Annotated in this window: 19 protein-coding genes; 13 read left to right on the plus strand and 6 right to left on the minus strand. The window is 61.2% G+C overall.

Annotation, left to right across the window (positions count from 1 at the left end; genetic code table 11):
• Positions 1-85: 85 nt before the first annotated feature.
• Positions 86-496: an NUDIX hydrolase gene (locus BOP93_RS05535; RefSeq protein WP_104501840.1), complete on the plus strand. Its 411-nt coding sequence runs from the start codon at positions 86-88 to the stop codon at positions 494-496.
• On the plus strand, positions 493-999 hold the full coding sequence (locus BOP93_RS05540; RefSeq protein ID WP_104501841.1) for a GNAT family N-acetyltransferase: 507 nt from the start codon (positions 493-495) through the stop codon (positions 997-999). The genes BOP93_RS05535 and BOP93_RS05540 overlap by 4 nt, the downstream gene beginning before the upstream one ends.
• Before the next feature lie 933 nt (positions 1,000-1,932).
• Here BOP93_RS05540 and metR read toward each other — a convergent pair.
• Positions 1,933-2,850, minus strand: coding sequence for a transcriptional regulator MetR (gene metR / locus BOP93_RS05550; RefSeq protein WP_104505242.1), 918 nt, complete (start codon positions 2,848-2,850; stop codon positions 1,933-1,935).
• Between the two features lie 78 nt (positions 2,851-2,928).
• Entirely contained in the window at positions 2,929-8,499 is a 5,571-nt protein-coding gene (locus BOP93_RS05555; protein ID WP_104501843.1) for a dermonecrotic toxin domain-containing protein, read from the minus strand.
• A gap of 297 nt (positions 8,500-8,796) precedes the next feature.
• Between BOP93_RS05555 and BOP93_RS05560 the strand changes: the two genes are divergently transcribed.
• The 5 genes from BOP93_RS05560 (at position 8,797) to BOP93_RS05580 (ending at position 12,440) form a co-directional block, all read left to right on the plus strand.
• Positions 8,797-9,816: an alpha/beta fold hydrolase gene (locus BOP93_RS05560; protein ID WP_104501844.1), complete on the plus strand. Its 1,020-nt coding sequence runs from the start codon at positions 8,797-8,799 to the stop codon at positions 9,814-9,816.
• A 56-nt stretch (positions 9,817-9,872) separates the two neighbouring features.
• Complete coding sequence (locus tag BOP93_RS05565) at positions 9,873-10,526, plus strand: DsbA family oxidoreductase (RefSeq protein ID WP_104501845.1); 654 nt, start codon at positions 9,873-9,875, stop codon at positions 10,524-10,526.
• A gap of 215 nt (positions 10,527-10,741) precedes the next feature.
• The gene (locus BOP93_RS05570; protein ID WP_065885974.1) at positions 10,742-11,662 is read left to right on the plus strand and encodes an arginase; all 921 of its coding nucleotides are present in this window, start codon (positions 10,742-10,744) and stop codon (positions 11,660-11,662) included.
• Positions 11,659-12,039: an EamA family transporter gene (locus BOP93_RS05575; RefSeq protein WP_065885975.1), complete on the plus strand. Its 381-nt coding sequence runs from the start codon at positions 11,659-11,661 to the stop codon at positions 12,037-12,039. Before BOP93_RS05570 ends, BOP93_RS05575 begins: the two co-directional genes overlap by 4 nt.
• A complete protein-coding gene (locus BOP93_RS05580; protein ID WP_065934513.1) occupies positions 12,036-12,440 on the plus strand; it encodes an EamA family transporter in 405 nt (134 codons plus the stop codon). Before BOP93_RS05575 ends, BOP93_RS05580 begins: the two co-directional genes overlap by 4 nt.
• Positions 12,441-12,597: 157 nt before the next feature.
• On the opposite strand, the gene BOP93_RS05585 is transcribed toward BOP93_RS05580, so the two are convergent.
• Positions 12,598-13,368: a MipA/OmpV family protein gene (locus BOP93_RS05585; protein ID WP_104501846.1), complete on the minus strand. Its 771-nt coding sequence runs from the start codon at positions 13,366-13,368 to the stop codon at positions 12,598-12,600.
• Between the two features lie 229 nt (positions 13,369-13,597).
• Between BOP93_RS05585 and BOP93_RS05590 the strand changes: the two genes are divergently transcribed.
• From BOP93_RS05590 to BOP93_RS05615, 6 genes are all read left to right on the plus strand, one after another.
• Complete coding sequence (locus BOP93_RS05590) at positions 13,598-14,302, plus strand: MtnX-like HAD-IB family phosphatase (protein ID WP_104501847.1); 705 nt, start codon at positions 13,598-13,600, stop codon at positions 14,300-14,302.
• Positions 14,295-15,689, plus strand: a complete 1,395-nt coding sequence (locus tag BOP93_RS05595; RefSeq protein ID WP_104501848.1) for an aspartate aminotransferase family protein — start codon at positions 14,295-14,297, stop codon at positions 15,687-15,689. The genes BOP93_RS05590 and BOP93_RS05595 overlap by 8 nt, the downstream gene beginning before the upstream one ends.
• Positions 15,686-16,534, plus strand: coding sequence for an alpha/beta hydrolase (locus tag BOP93_RS05600; RefSeq protein WP_104501849.1), 849 nt, complete (start codon positions 15,686-15,688; stop codon positions 16,532-16,534). Before BOP93_RS05595 ends, BOP93_RS05600 begins: the two co-directional genes overlap by 4 nt.
• Before the next feature lie 138 nt (positions 16,535-16,672).
• Entirely contained in the window at positions 16,673-17,797 is a 1,125-nt protein-coding gene (locus BOP93_RS05605) for a GNAT family N-acetyltransferase (RefSeq protein WP_104501850.1), read from the plus strand.
• Positions 17,797-19,575, plus strand: a complete 1,779-nt coding sequence (locus BOP93_RS05610) for a sensor histidine kinase (protein ID WP_104501851.1) — start codon at positions 17,797-17,799, stop codon at positions 19,573-19,575. The genes BOP93_RS05605 and BOP93_RS05610 overlap by 1 nt, the downstream gene beginning before the upstream one ends.
• A complete protein-coding gene (locus BOP93_RS05615) occupies positions 19,565-20,962 on the plus strand; it encodes a sigma-54-dependent transcriptional regulator (protein ID WP_104501852.1) in 1,398 nt (465 codons plus the stop codon). Before BOP93_RS05610 ends, BOP93_RS05615 begins: the two co-directional genes overlap by 11 nt.
• Before the next feature lie 122 nt (positions 20,963-21,084).
• Here the strand turns inward: BOP93_RS05615 and BOP93_RS05620 are convergent, their stop codons facing one another.
• The 3 genes from BOP93_RS05620 to BOP93_RS05630 are packed head-to-tail and all read right to left on the minus strand — an operon-like array spanning position 21,085 to position 24,658.
• On the minus strand, positions 21,085-21,423 hold the full coding sequence (locus BOP93_RS05620) for a GlpM family protein (RefSeq protein ID WP_065885984.1): 339 nt from the start codon (positions 21,421-21,423) through the stop codon (positions 21,085-21,087).
• Entirely contained in the window at positions 21,423-22,760 is a 1,338-nt protein-coding gene (locus tag BOP93_RS05625) for a sigma-54-dependent transcriptional regulator (protein WP_104501853.1), read from the minus strand. The genes BOP93_RS05620 and BOP93_RS05625 overlap by 1 nt, the downstream gene beginning before the upstream one ends.
• Positions 22,757-24,658 (minus strand): sensor histidine kinase, encoded by a 1,902-nt coding sequence (locus tag BOP93_RS05630; RefSeq protein ID WP_104501854.1) that lies wholly within the window; start codon positions 24,656-24,658, stop codon positions 22,757-22,759. The genes BOP93_RS05625 and BOP93_RS05630 overlap by 4 nt, the downstream gene beginning before the upstream one ends.
• Positions 24,659-24,680 lie beyond the last annotated feature (22 nt).

Here is a 24,680-nt window from a genome sequence, read left to right on the forward strand (position 1 = left end):
AAAAAAACGCTCTGCGCGCGCGAGTTGCGTGTGCAGAATGTGCATGGGATCCTTGGCCGCTTTTCAATCCGAGGGAGGGCGTTTCATGTCCAAGATTATCCGCATTGCAGCCGCGCTGTTGATCCGTGGCGACGGCCAAACCCTGCTGGTGCGCAAGCGCGATACCCTGGCTTTCATGCAACCGGGTGGCAAGATCGACGCCGGCGAGCAACCTGCCGAGGCGCTCGTCCGTGAGTTGCACGAGGAGCTGAACCTGCGCGTTGATCCAAACCAAGCCGTCTATCTTGGCCTATTCTCGGCGCCTGCGGCCAACGAGCCGGGTTTTACCGTAGAGGCTGCGTTGTTCAAGGTGCAGGTCGACGTCGCCGTCACCCCTTCAGCAGAGATTGAAGAGGTGTGCTGGATCGACCCCATGGGCGAAGGTGACTTGCATCTGGCGCCATTGACGCGCGATTTGATCCTGCCGTTCTATCGCGATTCGCTGGCTAGCGCATGATGATTCGCCCGCTGGACGCCGACGATGCGCAAGCCTATCGGGCATTGATGCTCGAGGCCTATGGCGCCTATCCCCAAGCGTTCACGTCCAGTGTCGCGGAGCGTGCCTCGATGCCATTGAGCTGGTGGGAAAAGCGTCTCGACAGCCCGCTGGATTGCCTGTTGGGCGGCTTTGATGGAGAGCGACTGGCCGGTATCGTCGGCCTGGCCTACGAGCCTCGCGAAAAGGCGCGGCACAAGGTGACCTTGTTCGGCCTGTACGTGACCGAGGCTTATCAGCAGAAGGGAATGGGGCGGCAGTTGGTGCAAGCAGCGCTTGAGGAAGCTCGCCGGCATCCGTGCTTGAAACTGATTCAACTGACCGTCACCGCTGGAAATGAAGCTGCGTTGGCACTTTACCAACGCTGCGGCTTCATCCAGTACGGCCTCGAGCCACTGGCGGTGCGGGTAGGTGTCGAGTATTTCGACAAGATCCACATGTGGCGCGAACTCCAGGTTGGCTGAAGTCCAAGGTGGGAGCTGGCTTGCCCGCGATAGCATCGCCGCGGTGTGACCGATGAGCCGAGTTGCCTGCGAGGCGGCAGTCTGATCCAGCATCTTGGTCGACTGCCAGGCCGCCTTCGCAGGCAAGCCTTAATGCCAATCAGTTTAACGTCATCGCCTTCTGTAGGAGCGAGCTTGCTCGCGAAAACGTCAACGATAACGCGGGCTTCCTGAATAACGCGGCGTCTGTGCGTCTTTCGCGAGCAAGCTCGCTCCTACAAAAAGCCTTGACTGACTGGCATTAAGGCAAGCCCGCTCCCACAGTTGGATCGCTGGGTATCAGTGGGATGATTGTCGGCTTTCAGGCTGTCACGAAAGCGTGGTGCGAACTCCTCATGTTCGCCCTTGCGTCATTTAAGTTAGTTCAGAGCCTCGAAGTGTTTCTTTGCAAAGGGCTTATCAATATTGCCGCGCCAAATCTCAACGTCCGCGAAGGTGGCTCCGGTGTTCACTTCAGCCTTTTGCCAGGTCATTCCCAGCGAGCGCTGTGCACGTGTTTTCAAATGCGCTTTGACGAAACTGTCGAACGCCGAGTCCTGCGCCACATAGTGGAAATGAGCGACCCAGATGGGGGGGTGGACGCGGACGCGGGCATCTGTTGCTCTAGGGCGACTGGCCTGCTCGGACCCGCGCCCGATGCTCCCCGTCCCCGTCCGCTGCCACCACCATATCCGGTGAGACGGCCGTCATGCAGCGCCGAGTAAGTATTCCACTGCTGCGTTTCATCAAGAGCAATGACCGGCGAGTAAGCTTTTCCCTTGGCGGAGGACTGTGGCAACGTGCTTGCGCGCTCGACGAAGCACTCCCATATCCGCGCCTCATGATAGCCAAATGTGGGATGGCGCAAGTCGAATCGTCGCACCGCCCTCCCACATTGAGTCGACATGCTGTAGCTCAACGCACTGCGCTGACGCCATCCAGGGTGGAAAACGAGGTGTCTTTGGCCGTCAGCAAAAAGTCGCGCATGTAAGGCGCATCGAGCATGTCGGCACGAATGCCCGCATACAACGTAGCGAACAAACCCTTCTCACCCAAACGCTTGGCCTTCACATATCCGCGTGAGCTGTATTCATGCAGCGCCCAGTGGGGCATGCCGCACACCCCACGGCCGCTGGCCACCAGTTGCATCATCATCACGGTCAGCTCCGAGGTCCGCACCTGGGCGGGTTCGACGTCGGCCGGTTCAAGGAAGCGGGTGAAGATGTCCAGGCGGTCACGTTCCACCGGGTAGGTGATCAGGGTTTCTGTCAGCAGGTCTTCCGGCACGATGTAAGACTTGTTCGCTAGCGCGTGCTGGTTGGCCACCGCCAGCATGGCTTCGTAGGTGAACAGCGGCACGTAGGTGATGCCTGGCAGTTCCATCGGGTCGGAGGTCACCACCAGGTCGAGGTCGCCACGGGCCAGGGCCGGCAGCGGCGCGAAGGCAAAGCCCGAGGCCAGGTCCAATTCGACTTCCGGCCAGACATCACGGAACTGGTCGATGGTCGGCATCAGCCACTGGAAACAACTGTGGCATTCGATCGCCATGTGCAAGCGCCCAGCGGTACCGCCAGCCAGCCGCGCAATATCGCGCTCGGCACCGCGCAGCAGTGGCAGAGTGGCGTCGGCCAGTTGCAGCAGGCGCAGGCCAGCGCTGGTGAAGCGCACCGGTTTGGTCTTGCGCACGAACAGCGGCATGCCCAGGCGCTCTTCCAGTTCTTTGAACTGATGGGAGAGGGCGGACTGGGTCAAGTGCAGGCGTTCGGCGGCTTCCACCAGGCTGTCGGCCTCGCGCAGCGCGTGCAGCGTTTTTAGATGACGAATTTCCAGCACGGCGGCCTCCATGAATAAAATTTGCGCTCAATAATAATTCATTGAGCGCTCTTCATGTTGGCCGCCTGCCTGTCGGGGTTATTTCAGCGCCTGGAAGTGCATTCTGGCGAAGGGCTTTTCGATAGACCCACGCCAGATTTTAGTGTCTGCAAATGCCAGTCCCTCTGCTGCGGCTTGCCATTTCATGCCCAGGTAGCGTTGTTCAAAGCGCTTTAAATGCGCCTTGGGGAAACTGTCGAACGAGGACTGCGGCGCGTCATAGTGAAAGTGTGCGTACCAGATCGGTTGGTCAGCCTTAGCCTGCCGGTTCGAGTCGTAGATCTCGTATTCCTGCAGGTAGTCGTCTTTGCCGTCAGGGCGTTTGTCCCTGAGCTTTTTACGCGCGCCGATTTTTCGAATCACCACTCGGCCTTTACCGACCAGATAGTCCAGGTAGCCTTCAGTCGGCGTTGGGCTTTCCAGGCTGCGTTGGATCCGTAAGGCTTCGCCTGCCTGTTCAAGCGCAGTTGCACGAGTGCGCAATTGATCAACAATCGGGTTGCCCGCGTCCAGGCTTTGCACGTTATTGGCGCGAATCCTGAGTTGTCTGGCTTCGGTGACCAGCCTGTGTTCGAGGTTGATCGGCTCCATGGTTTTGTACCCTTGCACCTGCTTTTCAAAAGCATCCACTCCGTCCAGGCGGGTACGGGCATCCGCAAGCGTGGCGCGGCGGTCGGTGGGCAGCGCAGGCGGGGCGGCGGCAGGTTGGCTCTGGGTCGGGTTCAAACGGTAGGTGTTGCTGTCGCCAACTCTATCCCATACCTCAGTGGGGTTGCCGTCGGCGTCGCTGATGATGAATTGTCGCGGTGATTGTTGCCCGGCGGGTTTTTCGGTGCCTATCAGTAGTTGCCCGTCCTCGGTTTCAAAGGCGGTCCGAGTAGCGTTTGGATTGGGCTCGGAAGCGGGTCTCTTGATGGCCCGGTCGGCTTTTCGAACCAAGCGGTCAAGGTCCTTTTGCATGAGTTGGAGGAAGTTCGGATCGAAATGATCTGGTGACTTCTCGTTCCAGGCACTCAGATCACGGGAAAACTCTTCATAGACCTTGATGCAGTTCTGCAATATTCGATTGCGTTCAACCCGGCTGATATTGGCTTCGGACAGGGTCATGTGTGCGGTTAGAGCGCGGCTGACGTTGTGCCTGGCCTGATTCACCGCGATTTCCTGGTAGATCCAGTCAATGCTCACGGTTGGCTGTCGGCGGGTGATTGGGTGCAACAGTTGGCCGCTGCGCATGCTGGTAATGCGCAGGTCGGTAAATTTTTGTTTCCAATGAGCCAGGTTGGCCGCGACCTCAGTGCGTGGCGGTCTGGCGGTAATGCGTTTGCTCCAGGTGCCCATGTCCTTCATCGAGCGCTCTATCACGTTAAGATCATCAAGAATGGCCAGGCGGCATTGCCTCACTTCACTGAGCAGTGTTTGAGTTGTGGGGGAGGCTGGAGACAGGCTATCCAGTTGCTGGGTGATCGCCATGGATCGGTCAAGTGACGCCACGGACCGGTTGCTGGCATGGTGAATCAGGTGATTGAGTCGGTCCGACACAATGTGGGCTGTTTTACTCATTTCTGCAGCATAGTTGAAGTCGGGTAGGCGGACTTGCTGTTGCTGGGCCAGTTCGAGCGACGTATACATCTTCTTGGCGCTTTCGATGTCCCTGGCCAGGTCGACATCCAGGGCTTTGCTGTCTGTTGTTCTTTGAGTGGACGTGGTTGAGGGGGTTGGATAGTCGCTTGCGTGTTTTCTTAACTTTGCGGTGCTGGCATCGACTTGGGTCTTAAGGTTGTTGTATTGGGTTGTCACATCGTTACCGAGCGTAGCGCGCCGCGTATTGACCTCCAGCGCGGGTGCCGGGAGTTGCCGATTGACCGCTGGTGGAACGCTGCCCGGCTGGGCTTGCCCATGCCCTCTGCGCCGGCTGCCACCGCCATAAACGGTGTTGCGACCACCATGCAGCGCACCGTAGGTGTCCCATTGCAGGGCATGGTCCAGTTCAACGATCAGGCTGTCATACCTGTTTCTGGTAATCAGGCGCATTTCTCCGGTGCCAGCGTCGTACCTGACTCTGTAATAACGCCCTTCACTGAGTATGAAGTAATCGCCGGACACGTTATGGCGCAAGGTGTGGCGATAGGGCCCGGTCAGCACCGGTTGCAGGCTGCCGCTTGCAAGGGGGGCGGGGTGTTCGAAGCCTGCGAAGCGCTGCCGGGTGGTGGTGCCTTGGCGCTGCTTCAACGTTCGCCATAAGCTTGGCTTCGGCACTTGTTTGGCTTGGCGCGCTGCGGTCAGTTGGCGGGCGGTGCTGGCGCGTGTGCTGGGCACGGCGGCCATGGCCAGGGCATCCATGGCCGCATACACCAGGCTTTCGAACACTGAGGCCAGCAGGTCGATGCCGTCGCCTATGTCACCGCGCCGAAACGCAGCCACCGCCTGATACAGGTTGGTGACAGCGTCTGCCAGGGACACGGCGGTGCCAATCATCGGGATAATACTCAGGGCGATTTTGATGCCGTTGAACAACTTGGCGCTTTGAAGATGGTACTTTTCATTGGCCAGATCGTCGTTGGAGCGTGAGTCATTACGATGGGCTTCGAGCAAGCGGCCCATATGGGCATTCAACTGATGGACAGCCAGCGAAGTGGTGGCCGGCCAAGCAAAGCCTGTCTGGATCATCTCGTTCTGGTTTTTGTCGATGGCCTGGCCAATGCGGCTGATGTGTGCTCGTACGTCCCCCTTGATTGCGCGGCCCGCGACATAGTTCAACAGGCTGTCGAGCCGGCACAGTTCAAACAGAGCAAGGCGCGCCTTTTCAAGGCTCGCATAACCGCGTAGGTAGCGTTGGTCGGGGGCGTCGGGTAGGTAGAGCACGATGCTCCCGGTGTTCTGTTCCTCGATGAACGTGATACCCGAGAGTGTGATCGGGCTCTGATGGTTTGTGTCTTTGCCGCCTATGCTCAGGTGGGCCGGCAACAGGCGGATACGCTTGCCATCGACTTCCCAGGCGCTCTGGGTATCGGCGTCGATCGCGATATTGAGAGTACTCAGTTCGTCGTTGTTGATATGGTTCTGCATGACTGCCAGCAGGCCCTGGGCCTTGAGCATCAGACGCAGGGGCTCGACCAGGCATTCGCGGCGGTACTGTTTATGGAATGTGGACTCCTCTGGTGCGCCATTGAAGGCCCTGGTAATCAGCGTTTCATAGCGTTGCGCCAGATTAAGGTCCTTGACCATGGCCGCCAGATAGTGGCTGGTGATGCCCGCCTTCAGAGTGTTGCCTTCGAGGGGATCATCGGCCGTCACTTCGACGCTCACGAACCCCAGGCGCAGACTAATATCAGAGCCGATGTTGAGTAAGGCCACGGTCTCCAGGGACATCTTGCTGCGTTCAGCGCTGGGGATATCGATCATTTTGATTGGCGAGCCTGGCCCGGCACCGGCGACGATGTCGCGCTTTTGCGCCACCGAGTCGGGCAGCTCCAGCTCTAGGGTAAAGGCTTTTTTAATGCCGAAATCCTTGCGCAAGCGTGCATCCAGCTGTTGGCTGACAAACACGTCACGTGCTGGCAGCGAGCGTTCAAACAAGGCCTGTGAGCGGGTCAGCGCGGGGATATGGGCGCTCAGCAGCATCTTTAGGGCTTCGTGTTTTTCTGTGGGCTGTATGCGCATCCACGGTTGCATGTCGTTGGCCAACACTTGGGTATTGTATTGCTCGATGAGTTGCAGGTACGCGGCCTCGCGTGCCGCGTTATCCGGGATCAGCAAGCCCGGCAGCGTTTGTGCGCGCAGTTTTTCCAACTCATCGGCTAGCGTTGCGGCGTCTCCCGGGGCGGACCAGATTTGGCGCAGGCTCGCGGCTTGTTCTTCGACGGCGACTTGTTGGCTGCTCAAGCTGTACTCGAAGGGATCTTGGTCCAATGGCTTGAACCGCAGGGCCAATACCTCATCTTGGGGATGGATGGCGAACAAGGCGTCTTCCAGCGCCTGTCGGGAGGCGAAGCGTTGCAAGCCGCCGTCGTTACCGGGCCAGTAGACGAAATGTGTGCCGCTGCCGGTGGTTGGGGTTTGCGGGTCTTGGGGGGGGAGCAAAACCAGCGGCCCGTTGAGTTCGGTGTGTGTCGGTTGGAGATCGCCGGGCCGCTTGACCGACAATATCAACGCCATGACGTCCGGCTTAGGCGTGTCGAGAGCGCTGGTGACCTGTAGCAGTTCGGCTTCGGTGATCTGGTCCAGGGTTCGCTGGATGTTCGCTTCGATCCGCAGCCCCAGCAGGCGCGCCTGGTAGAGCGCGGAGTAGTGGGTATTGAGTGTGGCGAAATCCAAGTGGCTACGGTTCAGCATGGCGCGTGCCGCCTCTTCAGCGGCGCGTTGCTGCACTTTCAGGTTGTCCAGTTGCTGTTTGAACGATTGCCAGGCCGGGCTCGTCGGGGTGTTGCTGCCGAGCAGTTTTTCCAGGGCAAGGCGGTGCTGTCGTATCAGGACCTTGCGTTGGCTGGCGTGCATGCCGTTATGCAGCAGGCCGAACTGTGGCAGGTCGCTGTCGACTTGTGCATCGACGGTCGTCCCCGGTTGTTCGGGCGCTTGCGCAAAGAGTGCCTGGGTCCGGCGCTGAACATCGCGTTGGTCAATATGCTGGCCGGCCTGGTAGGCATCGTGGATCTTGACGTGGGCCAACGGCTTGATCGCGTCCTCGTATTGCTGGTTGGCCAACTGCTTGAGCCAAAGATTGAGGCCGGCTTCCAGCGGGTTGTTGTTGATCTCGTACTCGATGATGGCCAGGGGATCGATGTCGCTGGCTGCGAACAATGTGGTTTGTCGGTCAAGCAACCAACGTTCCAGGTCCAGGCGCCGGCTAAAGGAATGCCAGGCAGGCGCTTGTGTCGGCAGGTACACCAGTTGGCTGACCGGTTGTTCTGTATCCAGGGTCAGGACCCAGGCGCCGGGCAGCGCGATGGTATTGGCCCCGGTGCGCTTGAGCAACAGCTGCTCGGCGCAGAATTTTGGCGCGTCGGCCGTGGGCGCTACCGGGTTGATCAGTGAGAACAACGGTGTGAGCACTTCGGGATGGACCTTGTTTTCGGCCAGCAAGTGTTCTCCGCTGGCTTCGAAGTGGATCCGGTAGAGTTCGATCGCCCGGTTGAGGCAGGTCAGAGGCGTATTGGGGCCCCGCTCCGTGCGCCAATAGCGCAACCAGTTGTCCTCTATCGCTTGTTCCAGATCCAGGGTTTTAAGCTCATTGAGCAGTTGGGCAACGGTGTGCTGCGCCAAGGTGTGTTGCGCTGGCAGGTAAAGCAGGTTGCATTCCGGTATTTGCGCGGTGTCCAGGCTGGGGTGTTGTTGCAGGTAGAGGCAGGCATCGGTCAGGCTGATCAGGCTACGGCCACGTTGTTCGGTGGCAGAGAACTGCAGCATCACGCGCTCGCCGTCCAGTTGCAGATCGGTTTGGAGCAGGCGGTTGATCGAACTGCGAACCGTGGGAATGCCGGCCATCAGCGTGAGCATATCGCGGCGGCAGTCTTGCCAGCGTTGTGTGGCGTCGACTAACAGGTCTTCGTCAATGCTCGTTAGCGGCAGTGGAGACCAGGCGCCGAAAACGGTGGGGCTTGTTGGGTGGGTCATGGTTTCAATCCTTGAAGTAGAGCATGCGCAGTGACTGGCGAATGCGCATGGCACGACCTGTGGTGATCGGTTCCTGGGCCTTGCTGCGTAGTTGCGCCTGGAGGGCCATGGGATCGTGCTCGCGTAAATAAAGGGAGCCTCATTAACGGCGAGCAAGCGGAATGTCGTGGCCTACATAGTTAGAGACCGATGACCGTTCAGCGTCATTCATCAAATTGTCATGCAAGCGTGGCAGCGCGCTTGAACAAACTTCATCAGACTGGCGCTCTACTGGGGTTCTGCGTTTCGGTGTTTTCCATGCGTGTGTTGCTTTTTCTGGCCGCTCTGTTGCTCGGCCTGCCGTCTTTTGCGGCTTCTCGATGTGATGTCAACGTTGCAACTCAAACGGTCGATCTGGCTCAGGTAAGCATCGCCTACCAGAGTATCGGGCGGGCGTCCGACCCTGCCTTGTTGCTGGTAATGGGCCTGGGTGGGCAGTTGATTCATTGGCCGGATGAAGTGGTTGTGGCCCTGTGCGAGCAAGGTTTTCGGGTGATCCGCTATGACAATCGCGATGTGGGCCTGTCAACGTGGCGCCATACCCCGGCCAGTGCCAACCTGACCTTCGAAGTGCTGCGCTACAAGCTCGGTCTGCCGGTGGCGGCGCCCTATACGCTGACCGACATGGCCGACGACGCCCTGGGCTTGATGGATGCGTTGCAGGTGCGGCAATTCCATGTGCTCGGCGCGAGCATGGGCGGCATGATCGCCCAGCACCTGGCGGCCATGGCGCCGCAACGGGTGGAGAGCCTGACGCTGATCATGACCAGTTCCGGTGCCCAAGGCCTGCCCGCCCCGAATGCGGCGCTGGTGCAGTTGCTCTCGCGGCGCAGCGCGCCCAATCGCGAGGTGGCTCTGGAACAGCAAGCCGATTTGCTCGCAGCGCTGGGCAGCCCGAATGTGAAGGATGATCGCCAGGCCTTGCTGCATCAGGCGGCGCTGTCCTACGACCGTGCTTTCAATCCGGAAGGCGTGAAGCGTCAGATCATGGCGATCCTGGCCGAGCCGAGCCGGGTGCCTTTGCTCAACCAACTGAGGGTGCCGACCCTGGTGGTCCACGGCACTGCCGACCCGTTGCTGCCGGTGATGCATGGCGTGCATCTGGCCGCGCATATCCAGGGCAGCCAGTTGAAATTGATCCCGGGCCTGGCCCACCGTTTCCAGGAGGCGTTCAAGGCGCCGCTGCTGGCGGCGGTGTTGCCGTACTTGCAGGCTCATCGCGAAGATACCGCGCACTGGGCGCAGATCGACTTGGGCGTGCCTTCGAAGGTGCTGTAAAAGGGGTGTATCGTGTGTCTTTTTGCGGCGTATTAATGCCAGCGAGGTTGCCCACCATGACTACTCCCCTGAAAATCGATTTCGTCAGCGACGTTTCCTGCCCCTGGTGCATCATCGGCCTGCGCGGCCTGACCGAAGCCCTCGATCAACTGGGTGCCGAGGTACAGGCCGAGATTCACTTCCAGCCGTTCGAGCTGAACCCGAAGATGCCTGCCGAAGGGCAGAACATAGTCGAGCACATCACCGAAAAATACGGCTCCAGCGCCGAAGAGTCCCAGGCCAACCGCGCGCGCATCCGCGACATGGGCGCCGCGTTGGGCTTTGCCTTCCGCACCGACGGCCAGAGCCGCATCTACAACACCTTCGACGCGCACCGCCTGTTGCATTGGGCCGCGATGGAGGGCTTGCAGTACAACCTCAAGGAAGCGTTGTTCAAGGCGTACTTCACCGACGGCCAGGACCCTTCCGACCACGCGACCCTGGCGAGCATTGCTGAAAGTGTTGGCCTGGACGCCAGGCGCGCCGCCGATATTCTCGCCTCTGACGACTATGCCGCCGAGGTGCGTGAGCAGGAGAAATTGTGGATCACCCGCGGCGTGACGTCGGTGCCGACCATCGTGTTCAACGACCAGTACGCGGTCAGCGGTGGCCAGCCGGCCGACGCCTTCGTTGGCGCGATTCGCCAGATCATCACTGAGTCCAAAAACTAAAGCCAGACACCGATCAACATGTGGGAGGGGGCTTGCCCCCGATGACGGTGTGTCAGTCACCGATCAGTTGGCTGACACACTGCTATCGGGGCAAGCCCCTTCCCACATTTGGATCTGCGCTGGTCTGAATATCTCGCTGGCCCATCCCTTGCATTGTCCCTCTAAAGCCCACCCGGTCTGCGGCTGGGCGCTGCCATTAGGGGTGAAACATTACCTTGAACATTCTTGACCTCGACCACAGCCTCACCGGTCAGGCACCGATTGCCCGGCGGTTGGCCAGCGGCCGGGCGACGCGCCTCGACCTGCTGGACCTGGGCCCGAAACTGCGCCTGTGGTCCACGGAAAAAACCTGGAAGCGCTTTGTAGAGCGCCTGGCCCAACGGCCACGGCCCAGCAATGCACGCCCGGAAATCCTGTTCGTCGGCTCCGGCGACTACCACCACCTCACGCCGGCGTTCCTGGCCGACCTGAAGGAGCCCGTCAGCCTTATCCACTTCGACAACCACCCCGACTGGGTGCGCTTTGCGCCCAAGCGTCACTGTGGTTCGTGGGTCAACCGCGCACTGAAAATGCCGGCGATCAAACGCATCGTCACCCTGGGGCCTTGCAGTGACGACCTGCATAACCCGCAACTGCGCGGCGGTAACCTTGGCGCCCTCAAGCGCGGGCAATTGCAGCTGTTTCCCTGGCAGCACCCGCCGTCGCAGGTGTGGGGCCGGATCGGCGATGGCGCCGGGCACCAACAGCAGGAAAACCACCTGCACTGGCGCAACCTGGCGGAACTGGATTGGGCGGCCTTCCTCAAGGAGATGATCGCCAGCCTGCCCACCGAAGCGATCTGGATCACCATCGACAAAGACGTACTGGCCAGCGAAGACGCCGCCACCAATTGGGACCAGGGTGGCATGCGCCTGAGCCACTTGCTCCAGGCCCTGCGGGCGTTGGCGGCGCATAAACGCATCCTTGGCATCGACGTGTGCGGCGAGTTCGCGGCGCCGGCCTTCAGCAACGCTTTTAAGCGCTGGGAGGCCAAGTCCGACCAGCCACCACCCGAGCGTTGGAGCGCGCAGGATTTGCAGCGCAATGCGGCGACCAATGAAGCCTTGATCGACCTGTTTGAGGAGCTGTTCCCGTGACCCTGACCGTGGTGCTGTTGCTGGCGTTTTCGATTGTTCTCGATGTGATTGGCCAGTTGTGTTTCAAGTTGGGCGTGGACCGTTTACCGCAACTTGAGGGCGGTTTTCGCCTGCGCGCGTTCTGGGGCCAAGTGTTCAATGCGCCGCTGCTCTGGGCCGGCGTCGGGGCCTACGTGATCGAGTTTTTCGTCTGGCTCGAAGCCTTGTCCCGCGCGCCGTTGAGCCTGCTGTTTCCGCTGGCGGCGTTGGCCTATTGCCTGGTGGTGCTGGCGGGCAGGGTCGTGCTCAAGGAAACCGTCAGCCGACGGCGTTGGCTGGGCACGCTGGTGATTACGTTCGGTGTGATGTTGGTGGCGATTGCGGGAGGCCAGGCATGAATACGCAAACCCTCGATACGGGCTGGCTGCATGGGCGTCTTGGCACGTTGGTGCTGTGGGCGCTGTTGATCGCCACTGAAAGTGCCGGGCAACTGTTTACCAAGGTGGCCGGTGATCAATTGGGCCAGATGGATTTCAACTGGCAGTGGCTGACGCAGGTGGCGCGCAACCCTGGGATTCTGGCGGCGATTGCCAGTTATCTCGGCGCTTTTTTTGTGTGGATGCTGATCCTGCGGCGCAGCAGTTTGTCTTTGGCCTTTCCCCTGAGTTCGCTGGTGTTTGTGGCGGTGCTGCTGGGTTCCTGGCTGGGGCTGGGGGAGCACATCAGCGTTTTGCACTGGGTGGGTGTGGCGGTGATTGTGGCGGGGATTGCGTTGTTGGCGGAGGGAGAAGAGAACTGACCGGTCTGGTGTGTCCAGCTCGGTTCAACATGTGGGAGGGGGCTTGCCCCCGATGAGGGCGTGTCAGTGAGTACATGTGCGACTGACCCACCGCTATCGGGGGCAAGCCCCCTCCCACATGTTGATCTCTATACATCAGGTAGATCAGTGATGGCTTTTAATTGAAGGTGTAGCTGATCGCCGTCTGCACCTGGCGCTGGTTGACGCTGCCGGCTTGCCTGACGATGCTGCTTTTGGCTGCCGAACCGACCAGGTGGACCCAACTGGCGCTGGTCAGCAATGACCAGTGCGTTGCCACCGGGAACGCGAAGCTCTGGCTCAGCGCCACGTTCTGCACGCCACCGCTGGCGGTGTAGGGCCGAAAGCCCGTGGCGGCGGCTTCGTGGTTGTCCACGCCGAAGAAGGTATTGGCCTGGCGTGCATCGGCAATATGCGCGACCAGCCCGGTGCTGCCGATAATCCCGCTACCCAGTGGATAGCCCAGTTCGCCGCCCAGTTTGCCGAGCGCGCCACTTTGCGTATGCCCGCCGCCCACGGCCTGGCCCAACTGCGCGTAGACCCGCCAGAAATCGGCCGGGGCGTACTGGACGAACCCGCCGACCTCGGCCATATCCGACACATTGCGCAGGCCTTGCAGCGCGCCGTTGGACGTACGGCCGGAGAGGTAATTGATGTACGGGCCGGCGGTAAGTCCATGGGTGTTCAACGCGCTCCAGGTCAGGCCGTCATCGGTACTCAGGCTGACATCGCCCCAGTCCAGGTCCAGGTAGGGCACGGGGCGGGTTTCGTAGCGGCTGCCCGTCGGGTCATGGGGCTGGTAGCTGAGGCCGGCGCCCACGTCGCCGCTGATGCCTTGCGCCCAGGCGGCTGTGGAAACGCTGCACAGCCCGAGAAATCCTGCGCATACAGCAGACGTGAAGGTGGACATGGCGCGCTTTCCTGATGAGTTCATGCGCGCATGAACGCGCAGACGGCGCCTTGCACGCAAGCACTCATCTTGTTTGTAGCAAGCTACAAAAATTGTAGCTTCTCGAACACATATCCTCTCCACGCCCAGGCGAAACCCCGGCCCCGCCGGGCTTTGCGCGGTTGGCACGCTCCCTGCTCTACCGGTAATGCAAGCGCATACAGCGCGCCTCTTTCCAAAGGTAGACGCAATGATCCAATGGCATATCGTGTGTGACTTCGACGGGACCATCACCCCCACCGATGTCATCGACAACGTCCTCCAACGCTTCGCCGGCCCCGAGTGGGAAACCATCGAACAGCAATGGCTGGATGGACATATCGGTTCACGCGAATGCCTGAGCCGCCAGCTGGCGCTGATCAAGGCCACCCCCAGCGAACTGCTGGCGTATTTCGACAGCGTCGAGATTGACCCGGACTTCCCGGATTTCGTCGATCACGTCATGGGCCTGGGCGCGACCATCGAAGTGGTCAGCGACGGCATCGAGCAGGGCATCGCACGCATTCTGTCGCGCAACTACGTGACCTTGCTGCCGATCCTCGCCAACCGCCTGCGCCAGGTCGACCAGAACAGCTGGCGCATCGACTTCCCGCACGCCAGCGATGCCTGCCGCGCCGCTGCCGGCAACTGCAAGTGCAAGTCCACGCCGGGCAACAAACGCGTGCTGGTGATCGGCGACGGCAAATCCGACATGTGCGTGGCCTCTACCGCCGACTTCGTGTTCGCCAAGGGCAGCCTCGCCGAGTATTGCGTCGCCCACCGCATTCCCCATGCGCGCTTTGACACCTTTGCCCAAGTGCCTGCGTTGCTGGCTCAGCTGCCGCAAGACATCGCCGCCAACGCCACGACGTTCAACACCTCTTCTGACACTCAGGAACTCTTCCACCATGTCTGATATCCGCATTGCCACCGCCGAAGACCAGATCCTTCTGGATAAAGAAGCCAAGTACTGCTCCTACGGCGACACCGTTCACTACATCGAACCGCCGCGTATCTTCAGTCGCTGCGAAGGCTCCTACGTGTGGGACACCGAAGACCAGGCCTACCTCGACCTGCAGATGTGGTACTCGGCCGTCAACTTCGGTTATGCCAACCCGCGCCTGAACAATGCGTTGAAACAGCAGATCGACACGCTGCCGCAGATCGCCAGCCAGTACCTGCACAAAGGCAAGATCGAGCTGTCGGAAATGATCGCGGTCGACGCCAAGAAAAAATTCGGCCTCGACGGTCGCGTGCACTTCAACGTCGGCGGTTCGCAGTCGATTGAAGACTCGTTGAAGGTGGTGCGTAACGCCAGCAACGGCAAGAGCCTGATGTTCGCCTTCGAAGGCGGCTACCACGGCCGTACGCTCGGTGCCTCGTCGATCACGTCGAGCTTCCGCTACCGTCGCCGTTACGGCCATTTTGGCGAGCGCGCCAACTTCATTCCGTTCCCGTATCACTTCCGCGGCCCCAAAGGCATGACCAAGGAAGAGTACGGCAGCCAGTGCGTGCAGCAATTCGCGCGTTTGTTCGAGACCGAATACAACGGTGTCTGGGACCCGAAAACCAACCAGTGCGAATACGCGGCGTTCTATGTGGAGCCGATCCAGGGCACCGGCGGCTACGTGATCCCGCCGATGAACTTCTATCGCGAACTCAAGCACGTCCTGGATCAGCACGGCATCCTGATGGTCTCGGATGAAATCCAGATGGGCTTCTACCGCACCGGCAAACTCTGGTCGATCGAGCACTTCGACGTGCAGCCGGACGTGATCGTGTTCGGCAAGGCGCTGACCAACGGCCTCAACCCGCTGGGCGGCATCTGGGCCCGAGAAGAGCTGATCAACCCGAAGATCTTCCCGCCAGGCTCGACCCACTCCACCTTCGCCTCCAACCCGTTGGGCACGGCGGTGGGCCTGGAAATGTTCAAGATGACCAGCGAAGTCGACTACGGCGCAATGGTCATGGCCAAGGGCAAATACTTCCTTGAAGGCCTGCAGGATTTGCAGAAACGTTTTCCGATCATCGGTGACGTCGACGGCCTGGGCCTGGCGCTGCGCTGCGAAATCTGCGGGCCGGATGGCTTCGCCCCGGACAAGGCGACCCTGGACTACATGGTCGAGGAAGGCATGAAAGGTGACATGGTGGTCGATGGCCAGAAACTCGGCCTGATCCTCGACGTGGGCGGTTACTACAAGAACGTGATCACCCTGGCACCGTCCCTGGAAATCAGCTACCCGGAAATCGACCTGGGCCTGAAGCTGCTCGAGCAACTGCTGGTGCGAGCGACCAACCGGTGAGTATCGGCGAGATCGACCTCGGTGAAGGCGGTGCCGGCTTCGTTCTCGGTGAGGGGCCGGTCGGGATTCTGTTGATTCACGGCCTGACCGGCACTCCGACGGAATTGCGCCAGGTCGCCAGGGGGCTGGTCAAGGCGGGCAATTGCACGGTGTACGTGCCCACCCTGGCCGGGCACTGCGGCGATAACAGCGACCTGCAGGCCACCGGCTGGCGCGACTGGTACGCAGGGGTGCGCAAGACCTTCGTACAGGTCAAGCGGCGTCACGCGCAGGTGTTCGTCGGCGGCTTGTCCATGGGCGCGGTGATGTCGATGTACGTGGCGGCCGAGCACCCGGGGCAGGTCGCCGGGCTGCTGATGTATTCCACCACCTTGAAGTACGACGGCTGGAGCATCAACAAGTTGGCGTTTCTCACGCCGTTGCTGATGAAGATTCCGTTCGGCGTGCACGTTTGCAGCTTCGAGGAGAAGCCGCCTTATGGCATCAAGAACGAGCGCCTGCGGGCCGTCGTCGAGCGGCAGATGAAGGAGGGAGAGAGCAGCGAGGCGGGGTTGTTGACCATGGAAGGCGTCACCGTGCGCGAGTTGCATCGCCTCAACGCCGTGGTCAAGAAGCGCATGCCGGCGATCAAGGCACCGGCGCTGGTGTTGCACTCCATCGAGGACGACATCACCAGCCGTTGGAACGCCGATTACGTGGAGCGCCACCTCGGTGGCCCGGTGACCAAGATTCTGCTGGATAACTGCTATCACATGATTACCGTCGACCTGCAATACCGCCGTGTGATCGAGTTGAGCGCCGAGTTTGTCGAGCGGCATTCGATGCATCTCAATCGTGTGGCCTGATTCGCTGACCTGTAGGAGCGAGCGTGCTCGCGAAGGTCGTTCACGATAACGCGTAATGCCAGGCTGAACGTGGTCTCTGCGCGATTTTCGCGAGCACGCTCGCTCCTGCAGCAGGGGCGGTGTTGATAAGGAAAAACTGTGATAACCACCCAAGCCTACCCGTCTATCCGGGCTATCCAGCGCGATGCCTGGAATGACTGTTTTCCCGGTGCCCTGGAGGACTGGGACTATTACCTCGCCGTGGAAAACGCCGCGATCGATGACTTCCAGTGGCGTTACCTGGCCGTCTACGAAGATCAAGCGCTGGTGGCCGTGGCCGTCGCGTTCATGACCCATTATCGCCTCGACACCACGGTGTCCGGGGTCGGCAAACGCTTGACCGAGCGCTTGCAACGCCTGTGGCCGGGGGCCTTGCAGTTGGCCCTGTACGCGCTCGGCTCGCCGGTGGCCGAACGGTGTGACGCGGGTGTCGCCAGCCACGTGCCCGAGGGGCGCAGGCCCCTGTTGCTCGAGCAATTGCTCATCGCGGCGCGGCGCGATGCCGACGGGTTCGGCATCGGCCTGCTGGCGGTCAAGGACGCACCGACCAACGATGCGCACTGGGCCCAGAGTTGTCGCGCCGCAGGCTTTCAAAGCATGCCGAGCCTGCCCACCGGCGTGTTGCCGCTACCCTATGGGTCGGTGGACGCCTACCTGGGCTCGCTGGGCAAGTCCACCCGCAAGGACCTGCGGCGCAAACTGCGCGCGCCGGGGCCACGGGTGGAGTGGCGACACAACATTGATGATGTGTTGCCCGAGGTGATGCGCCTCTATGAAGCGACACTCACACGCGCGGACTTGCAGTTCGAACGCCTGCCCGCCGGTTACTTCACGGGGATTCTCGAGCAACTGCAAGCGCGTGCGGTGTGTGTACTTTACTGGGTGGACGAGCACCTGGTGGCGTTCAACCTGATGCTGCTTGACGAGCATCGGCTGATCGACAAGTTTTTCGGGCATGACATCACGTTCAGCCGTGAATACAACCTGTACTTTCGCAGCTGGCTGACCAACGTCGACTACTGTATTCAACACAATATTGCGCTGTACGAATGCGGCCAGGCCGGTTATGCCAGTAAACTGCGCCTGGGATGCCAGTTCCAGGGCAACAGCCTGTTTTTCCGCCACCGCAATCGGCTGGTCAACGGCCTGCTCACGCTTGTAAAACTGTTTATCCGACCGGACCGTTCCGACCCTGCCATGGCTGCTGCGATAAGCGAAACCTGATGATTACCAAGACCCGCCAGAAAGCCCGCCCCTTTGCCATTTCACGCTGGAGCGTGCAGCGCAAGCTGGTGCTGGCCTTCTGGCTGGTCAGCGTCATTCCGACCATGATCGCGGCGGAACTGGCCGCCACCACGCTGTCGCAGATTTTCGACAGCAACGTGCGCATCTGGCTGCAGGAGTCGACCAAGATCGTCAAGGACGAGATCGGCGATATCCTTCACGATAACGCGCGCATGGCCAAGCTGTTCCTGCGCTACACCAGCCCACCCTCAACCAGGCAGGCTGAACGGCATGACCAGCTCACCGCCGACATCGCCAGCGCCACCGACATCGATGTGGTGGCACTGATTCGTACCAGCGACCACAAGGTGCTGTTCAGCACCGCCGCCGACGATATCGTCAAGCAGATCAGCCTGACCAGCAATGCGGTGTTGCAGACCATACAGGTGGCCGGTGTGAGCACGGGCCTGGTGGTGTCGACCTTCGAGACCACCCGCGATGGGGTCGATTATGTGCTGCTGGTGGCGACTTACCTGGACAGCAGTTTCCTCACCAGCGTGGCCGACGTGCATTCCCTCGACCTGCGCTTGTACCTGGCCAACACGTCGGGGTTTTCCGAGATATTCTCGACTCAGCGTTTCGAAAATCACCCGTCGCGCATTCCCAAAGACGTCGAAGCCGAGCTGCGCAGCACCCGGCAGCCGAGCGAGCAGTTCACCACTCAGTACAGCGGCTTGTACTGGCCGATATTCAACGACGACGGCGAGCTGCAAGGCGTGATCTTCAGCGGCCTGCTGCGCCACACGAGCCTGGTGGGGCTGGTGAACCAGAGCAATTTGTTCCTGCTGATTTTCCTGGTCAGCTCGGCGCTGTCGCTGGCCGCAGGCATGTGGGTGTCGCGACGCCTGACCCAGCCGCTGCGCGACTTGTCCCAGGGCGTGAATGCGGTGATCTCCGGCAACTACACGCACCGCGTCGTGGTCAGCGGCGGCGACGAACTGGCGCAACTGAGCAGCACGTTCAACCACATGACTGCACGGCTGGGCGAATTGCATCATCTGGAAGCCCAGCTACGCCGGCGTGACCGCCTGCATGCCCTGGGTGAAGTCGCCATGGGCCTGGCCCATGAAATCCGCAACCCGCTGGGCATCATCAAGACCGCCACCCAACTGCTGCATCGTCGCGCCGACCTGCCGGACACCGACAAGCGCCACCTGGAGTACGTCATCAGCGAGGTCAGCCGGATCAACGAACTGATCACTGAATTCCTCGATTTCGCCAAGCCCAATCCGCCGATGCGCGTCCTGCAACCGGCACGCGCGCTGGTGGAGGAAATTCTCGGCTTCTGCGCCCCGGAGTTGAGCACTCACAACATCGACGCCCAGATTGACGACCAGGCGCCCGACGCCACGATCTACGCCGACGCCAAGCAGCTCAAGCAGGCCTGTCTCAACCTGATTCTCAACGCCATCGACGCGATGCCCGAAGGCGGGCGCCTCACCCTGGGTATCCGCAGCGCGGGCAACAATACCGTGATCAGCATCGCCGATACCGGTGAGGGCATCCCGGCGGATATGGTCGAGCGCATCTTCACGCCCTTTGTCACCACCAAGGCCTCGGGCACAGGCCTGGGCCTGGCCAAGGTCTATTCCATCATGGAAAGTCACGACGGCAGCATCGAGTGCGTCACCGAGAAAGATGCCGGCGCCACCTTCAACCTGTACATTCCGGCTAACGGTGAAGACAACGGCGAGTATGAGGACGGGCATGACGCATAACGTATTGGTGGTCGATGACGAGCCCAAGCTCTGTGAACTGCTGTCGTCCGCCCTGAGCCAGAACGGCATTCAGGTGTTTACCGCCGGCAACGGCCTGCACGCGCTCAAAGTGCTGGAGCAGGAGGACATCGACCTGGTCATCAGCGACTGGCGCATGCCGGGCATGGACGGGCCGGCGTTGCTGGCCGAGATCAAGCAGCGTTATCCACACGTGCCGGTGATCGTGATGACGGCCTACAGCACGGTGAAAAATGCCGTGCAATCGATGCGCAATGGCGCCTACGACTACATTGCCAAGCCGTTCGATATCGACGAACTCGACATCACCGTGGCCAAGGCCCTGCAATTTCGCGACATCATGCGCGATAACGCACGGCTGCGCGCCGAGCTGGATGAGCACGCCCAGTTCGACAGCCTGGTGGGCGACAGCCCGGCGTTTCGCAAAGTGCTGCAAGCGGTGGACTCGGTGCGCGACAGCAGCGCAACCATCCTGCTGACCGGCGAAAGCGGCACCGGCAAGGAAATGGTCGCCCGCGCCATTCACAAGCACGGCAGCCGTGCCGACCAGCCGTTCGTGGCGGTCAATTGCGCGGCGATCCCTGAAGGTTTGCTGGAAAGCGAGATGTTCGGTCATCGCAAAGGCGCGTTCACCGGCGCCGTGGCCGACCGGGTAGGGCGCTTCATGCAGGCCGACAAGGGCACGCTGTTCCTCGATGAGGTCGGTGATATGCCGTTGGCCTTGCAGGCCAAGATCCTGCGCGCCCTGCAGGAGCGGGTTATCGAGCCGGTGGGCGACCCCCGCGAGCGCAAGGTGGACGTGCGGGTGATCGCCGCCACCAACAAGAACCTGCTGGACGCAGTGGCCAACAAGGAGTTTCGCGAAGACCTGTATTACCGCCTGAATGTCTTCCCGATTCCGCTGCCGGCCCTGCGCGAGCGTGTGGAAGATATCGCGCCCCTGGCCCGGCACTTCGCCCGCACCCTCAGCGCGACGGCCGGCAAACGCATCAGCGGGTTCAGTCCCGAAGCCTTGCAGGCCATGGCGGCGTACCACTGGCCGGGTAATATCCGCGAGCTGCAAAACTGCGTGGAGCGGGCGACCATCGTGGCGGCGTCGCCGGTGATCGAAGATATCGATTTGCCGGGTTACCTGTTCGCCTCCAGGCCCGCCGAGGCCGGCGCGGCGACAATCCTGAGTGATGGGCCGGGTTTGCCGCAGGATCTGGATGCGGCGCTGGCGGAGGTGGAGAAGGCTTATATCCTGGCGGCCTTGCAGGAGAGCAACGGGGTACAGGCTGCGGCGGCGCAGCGCATCGGGATTTCAGAGCGCAGTTTCTGGTACCGCCTGAAGAAGCTCGGCATCCAGGTCGACAAAATAGTCCGCTGAGCGAATGTGATTGAAACTGTGGGAGGGGGCTTGCCCCCGATTGCGGTGTGTCAGTCACCTTATCTTCAACTGACCCACCGCTATCGGGGGCAAGCCCCCTCCCACAGTTGGACTGTGGTGTGTCAGGAGTGCAGGCGTACCCACACGCTGACCAGTACGGTTGCAGCTATCAGCCACGCCACCGCCGCGACTGCGAGCGACGCCTCCAGCCGCATCCGATCCACCACCACATACAACGTGGCCAGGTACACAAAGTACGGAATGATCGACCACATCCCGAACAGTATCGTGGTCTTCAGGTCCTCCACGGAGCGGCCCTTGCCGACGATGTAGTGGGCGATCAGCGCAAAGGTGGGAAACAGCGGCACCAGGCCTGCGATGTAATAGTTTTTGGTCTTGGCCAGTGCCGCCAATATCAGCACTACCGCAGCGCCAAGCGCGGCTTTCAGAAATAGATCCATCAGTGACTCAACCCGTATTTCTTGACCTTGTCGAACAGCGTGGTCTTGGCCATCCCCAGTTCCTGGCTGGCCTGGGTCAGGTTGCCGCCGCTGCGTTGCAGGGCATCGTTGAGCAGGTTGCGCTCGAAGGCTTCCACCGCTTCGGTAAAGGCCAGGCCCTGGGTGCTGCTACCCGTACCGCTTTTCTTGAAGGCGGGCAGGCCCAGGGCGAAGCGTTCGGCGACGTTGCGCAGTTCGCGCACGTTGCCCGGCCAGTCGTGGCTCATCAGGCTCGACAGGGTCTGGTTGTCCAGCTCCGGTGCGGTGCGATCGAAGCGCAGTGAGGATTGTTGCAGGAAGTGTTCGAACAACTGCAGGATGTCTTCACGGCGCTCGCGCAGGGGCGGCAGTTCCAGGGTGACCACATTGAGCCGGTAGTACAGGTCGCTGCGGAACTGGCTGGCGCGGCTCAGTTCGTCCAGGTCGGACTTGGTGGCGGCGATCACCCGGCAATCCACGGCCACGCTCTGGTTCGAACCCAGGCGCTCGAGGGTGCGTTCCTGCAGAACCCGCAGCAATTTGATCTGCAGGTTGATCGGCATGCTTTCCACTTCATCGAGAAACAGCGTGCCCTCATGGGCGTGTTCGATCTTGCCGATGCGGCGCTTGCCGGCGCCCGTGAAGGCGTTGGCCTCGTGGCCGAATATCTCGCTTTCGAACAGGTTCTCCGGCAGTCCGCCGCAGTTCAGTGCGACGAACGGGTGGGAATGGCGCCGGCTGAAATCATGCAGGCAACGCGCGACCAGCTCCTTGCCGGTGCCGGTTTCACCTTCGATCAGCACATTGGCCGAGGTGTCGGCGACGTTGGCGATCAGTTCGCGCAGGTTCTGCATCGCCGACGAGCGGCCGATGATGCGGCCCTCCAGTGAGTCGCGCTCGGCCAGCTGGCGGCGCAGCGACCAGACTTCCCGCGCCAGCCCGCGCTGTTCCAGGGCACGCCTGGCAACCTCTACCAGGCGCTCGGGGGAGAAGGGTTTTTCCATGAAATCGTAGGCGCCGTTGCGCATGGCGCCGACGGCCATGGAGATGTCGCCATGCCCGGTGATCAGCACTACCGGCAGGCTTTTATCCAGCGCCTTGAGGCGGGTCAGCAGCTCCAGCCCGTCGATGCCCGGCAGGCGGATATCGCTGATGACAATGCCGGCAAAGTTCTCGCCGATGTGCGTCAGCGCTTCTTCGGCACTGCCCACGCCGATGCTGTGAATGTCTTCCAGCGCCAGGGCCTGCTGGCAACCGAGCAGCACATGGGGGTCATCTTCGACGATCAGGACAGTGAGGTCTTGGGCTTGCATATTCATGTCGACTCAACTTTTTCAGCGCCCGCCAACGGCAGGTTCAGGACAAACGCGGTACCACCACTGGCCGGGTGTTCCACCGCCAGGCTGCCGCCGGTGGCGGCCGCGAGGCTCGCGGAGAGGGTCAGGCCCAGGCCCAGGCCTTGCTCGCCGGGTTTGGTGGTAAAGAACGGCTCGAACAGATGCTTGCGGGCTTCGGCGTCGATGCCGTGGCCATTATCGCGCACCCGCAGGCGATATTTGCCCTCGGCGCTCTGGCCTTCCAGCCACAACTGCGGCGCCGGTTGTGCCTGCATCGCGTCGAGGGCATTGCCGATCAGGTTGACCAGAATCTGCTCCAGGCGTGTCTGATCGATCTGCAGTTGGGCATTGGCGAACTCACGGTGCACGGTCACGGGCAGGCTGTCCAGGCGCGCGCCAAGCACCTGGAACGCCGCGTCCACGGCCTTGGCCAGGCTCGCCTCGCCCTGGTCGTCACCGCGCCGGGCAAACGAGCGCAGGCTGGCGGTGATGCGGCCCATGCGGTCGATCAGTTCGTTGATGGTCTTGAGGTTGGCGCTCGCGGTGTCCAGGGCTCCGCGTTCGAGGAAACGCACGGTGTTACCGGACAGGGTACGCAGCGCGGCCAGGGGTTGATTCAATTCGTGGGCGATGCTGGTGGACATCTGGCCGATCGCCGCGAGTTTGCCGGCCTGCACCAGTTCGTCCTGGGCGTGGCGCAAGGTCTCTTCGGCCTGGCGCCGTTCGCGAATCTGGCCCTTGAGGCGTTCATTGCTGGCGCGCAGGTCGGCGGTGCGTTCGGCGATCCGTCGCTCCAGTTGGCTGTTGGCTTCCTGCAGGGCTTCCCGCGCGGCAAGACGGGTGGCGATGACCTTGCGTCGCTCATTCCAGGCAATCAGCAAAAACGCGACCAGGCCGAACGCGACCGCGACCAGAATGCCCTGATTGATCGCGGCGCGGCGCAGGTCATTGAGCGGGGTGAGCAGGGTGAAATTCCACGGCGTGTCATTCAAGGGCCGGGTTTGCGCCAGGTAGCTGACTTCGTGCTTGTCGCTGACCACTTCGCTGTTGGCCGGGAACGTCAGCTTTTCGCTGCCTTCGTTCAAGCGCTCGCGGGCCAGGGGCTCCAGTGCGTTCAGGGTCGCCCAGTAATATTGCAGGCTGTGCGCCAGTCGGTCCCGGGTGTCATCGCTCAGGGGCCGCACCGCCTTGAGGCGACGTGCCGGATCACTGGACAGGATGATGATGCCGTTTTCGTCACTGACAAAGGCCTCGAGGCGCGCGCGCTGCCAGCGTTCCTCAAGCGCTTCCAGGCGCACCTTGACCACGGCGACACCGATGATCTTGCCGTGCTCTTCCAGGCCATGAGCCAGGTAGTAGCCGGGTTCGCCGTTGGTGCTGCCGATGCCGTAGAAACGCCCGGGCTGGCCGCGTACGGCGTTCTGGAAATAGGCGCGAAAGGACAGGTCTTCACCCTGGTAACTGTCGGCGTCGCGCCAGTTACTGGTGGCCAGTACCCGACCGGTGGTGTCCATCACGTAGATGGCCCGGCTGCGGCTGCGGCGGTTCAGACCTTCAAGGTAATCGTTGACGGTCTTGCGGGTTTCCTGGCTGGGATCGGCCAGGAGCAGGGAAACGCTGGATTCCAGCTCAAGCAGGCTGGGCAGGTAGGTGTATTTGCTCAGTTCGCTTTCGACGGTGCGGGCATGCAACTCCAACTGGCGTCCGCCATTGTCGCTGAGGGTGCGGATGCCGTAGTACTCACTGACCCAGAAGCCGATATAACCCAGGCCGATCATCAGGGCGATGATCAACGGCGGCAGGAACAGTTGGCGTATCAGACGAGGCTTCACGGCAAGTGATGGCGGCGCGGCGCGATATTGATTGGGGTCGCATTTCATCACAGATGCCTTGGGTCAACCA

Source organism: Pseudomonas orientalis, from assembly GCF_002934065.1.
In the GTDB taxonomy this organism is placed as follows: domain Bacteria; phylum Pseudomonadota; class Gammaproteobacteria; order Pseudomonadales; family Pseudomonadaceae; genus Aquipseudomonas; species Aquipseudomonas orientalis_A.

Coding starts and splice junctions, on each gene's coding strand:
- BOP93_RS05535 (WP_104501840.1), top strand. CDS start 86: ATGTCCAAGATTATCCGCATTGCAGCCGCGCTGTTGATCCGTGGCGAC.
- BOP93_RS05540 (WP_104501841.1), top strand. CDS start 493: ATGATGATTCGCCCGCTGGACGCCGACGATGCGCAAGCCTATCGGGCA.
- BOP93_RS05555 (WP_104501843.1), bottom strand. CDS start 8,499: ATGACCCACCCAACAAGCCCCACCGTTTTCGGCGCCTGGTCTCCACTG.
- BOP93_RS05560 (WP_104501844.1), top strand. CDS start 8,797: ATGCGTGTGTTGCTTTTTCTGGCCGCTCTGTTGCTCGGCCTGCCGTCT.
- BOP93_RS05565 (WP_104501845.1), top strand. CDS start 9,873: ATGACTACTCCCCTGAAAATCGATTTCGTCAGCGACGTTTCCTGCCCC.
- BOP93_RS05580 (WP_065934513.1), top strand. CDS start 12,036: ATGAATACGCAAACCCTCGATACGGGCTGGCTGCATGGGCGTCTTGGC.
- BOP93_RS05585 (WP_104501846.1), bottom strand. CDS start 13,368: ATGTCCACCTTCACGTCTGCTGTATGCGCAGGATTTCTCGGGCTGTGC.
- BOP93_RS05590 (WP_104501847.1), top strand. CDS start 13,598: ATGATCCAATGGCATATCGTGTGTGACTTCGACGGGACCATCACCCCC.
- BOP93_RS05595 (WP_104501848.1), top strand. CDS start 14,295: ATGTCTGATATCCGCATTGCCACCGCCGAAGACCAGATCCTTCTGGAT.
- BOP93_RS05610 (WP_104501851.1), top strand. CDS start 17,797: ATGATTACCAAGACCCGCCAGAAAGCCCGCCCCTTTGCCATTTCACGC.
- BOP93_RS05615 (WP_104501852.1), top strand. CDS start 19,565: ATGACGCATAACGTATTGGTGGTCGATGACGAGCCCAAGCTCTGTGAA.
- BOP93_RS05620 (WP_065885984.1), bottom strand. CDS start 21,423: ATGGATCTATTTCTGAAAGCCGCGCTTGGCGCTGCGGTAGTGCTGATA.
- BOP93_RS05625 (WP_104501853.1), bottom strand. CDS start 22,760: ATGAATATGCAAGCCCAAGACCTCACTGTCCTGATCGTCGAAGATGAC.
- BOP93_RS05630 (WP_104501854.1), bottom strand. CDS start 24,658: ATGAAATGCGACCCCAATCAATATCGCGCCGCGCCGCCATCACTTGCC.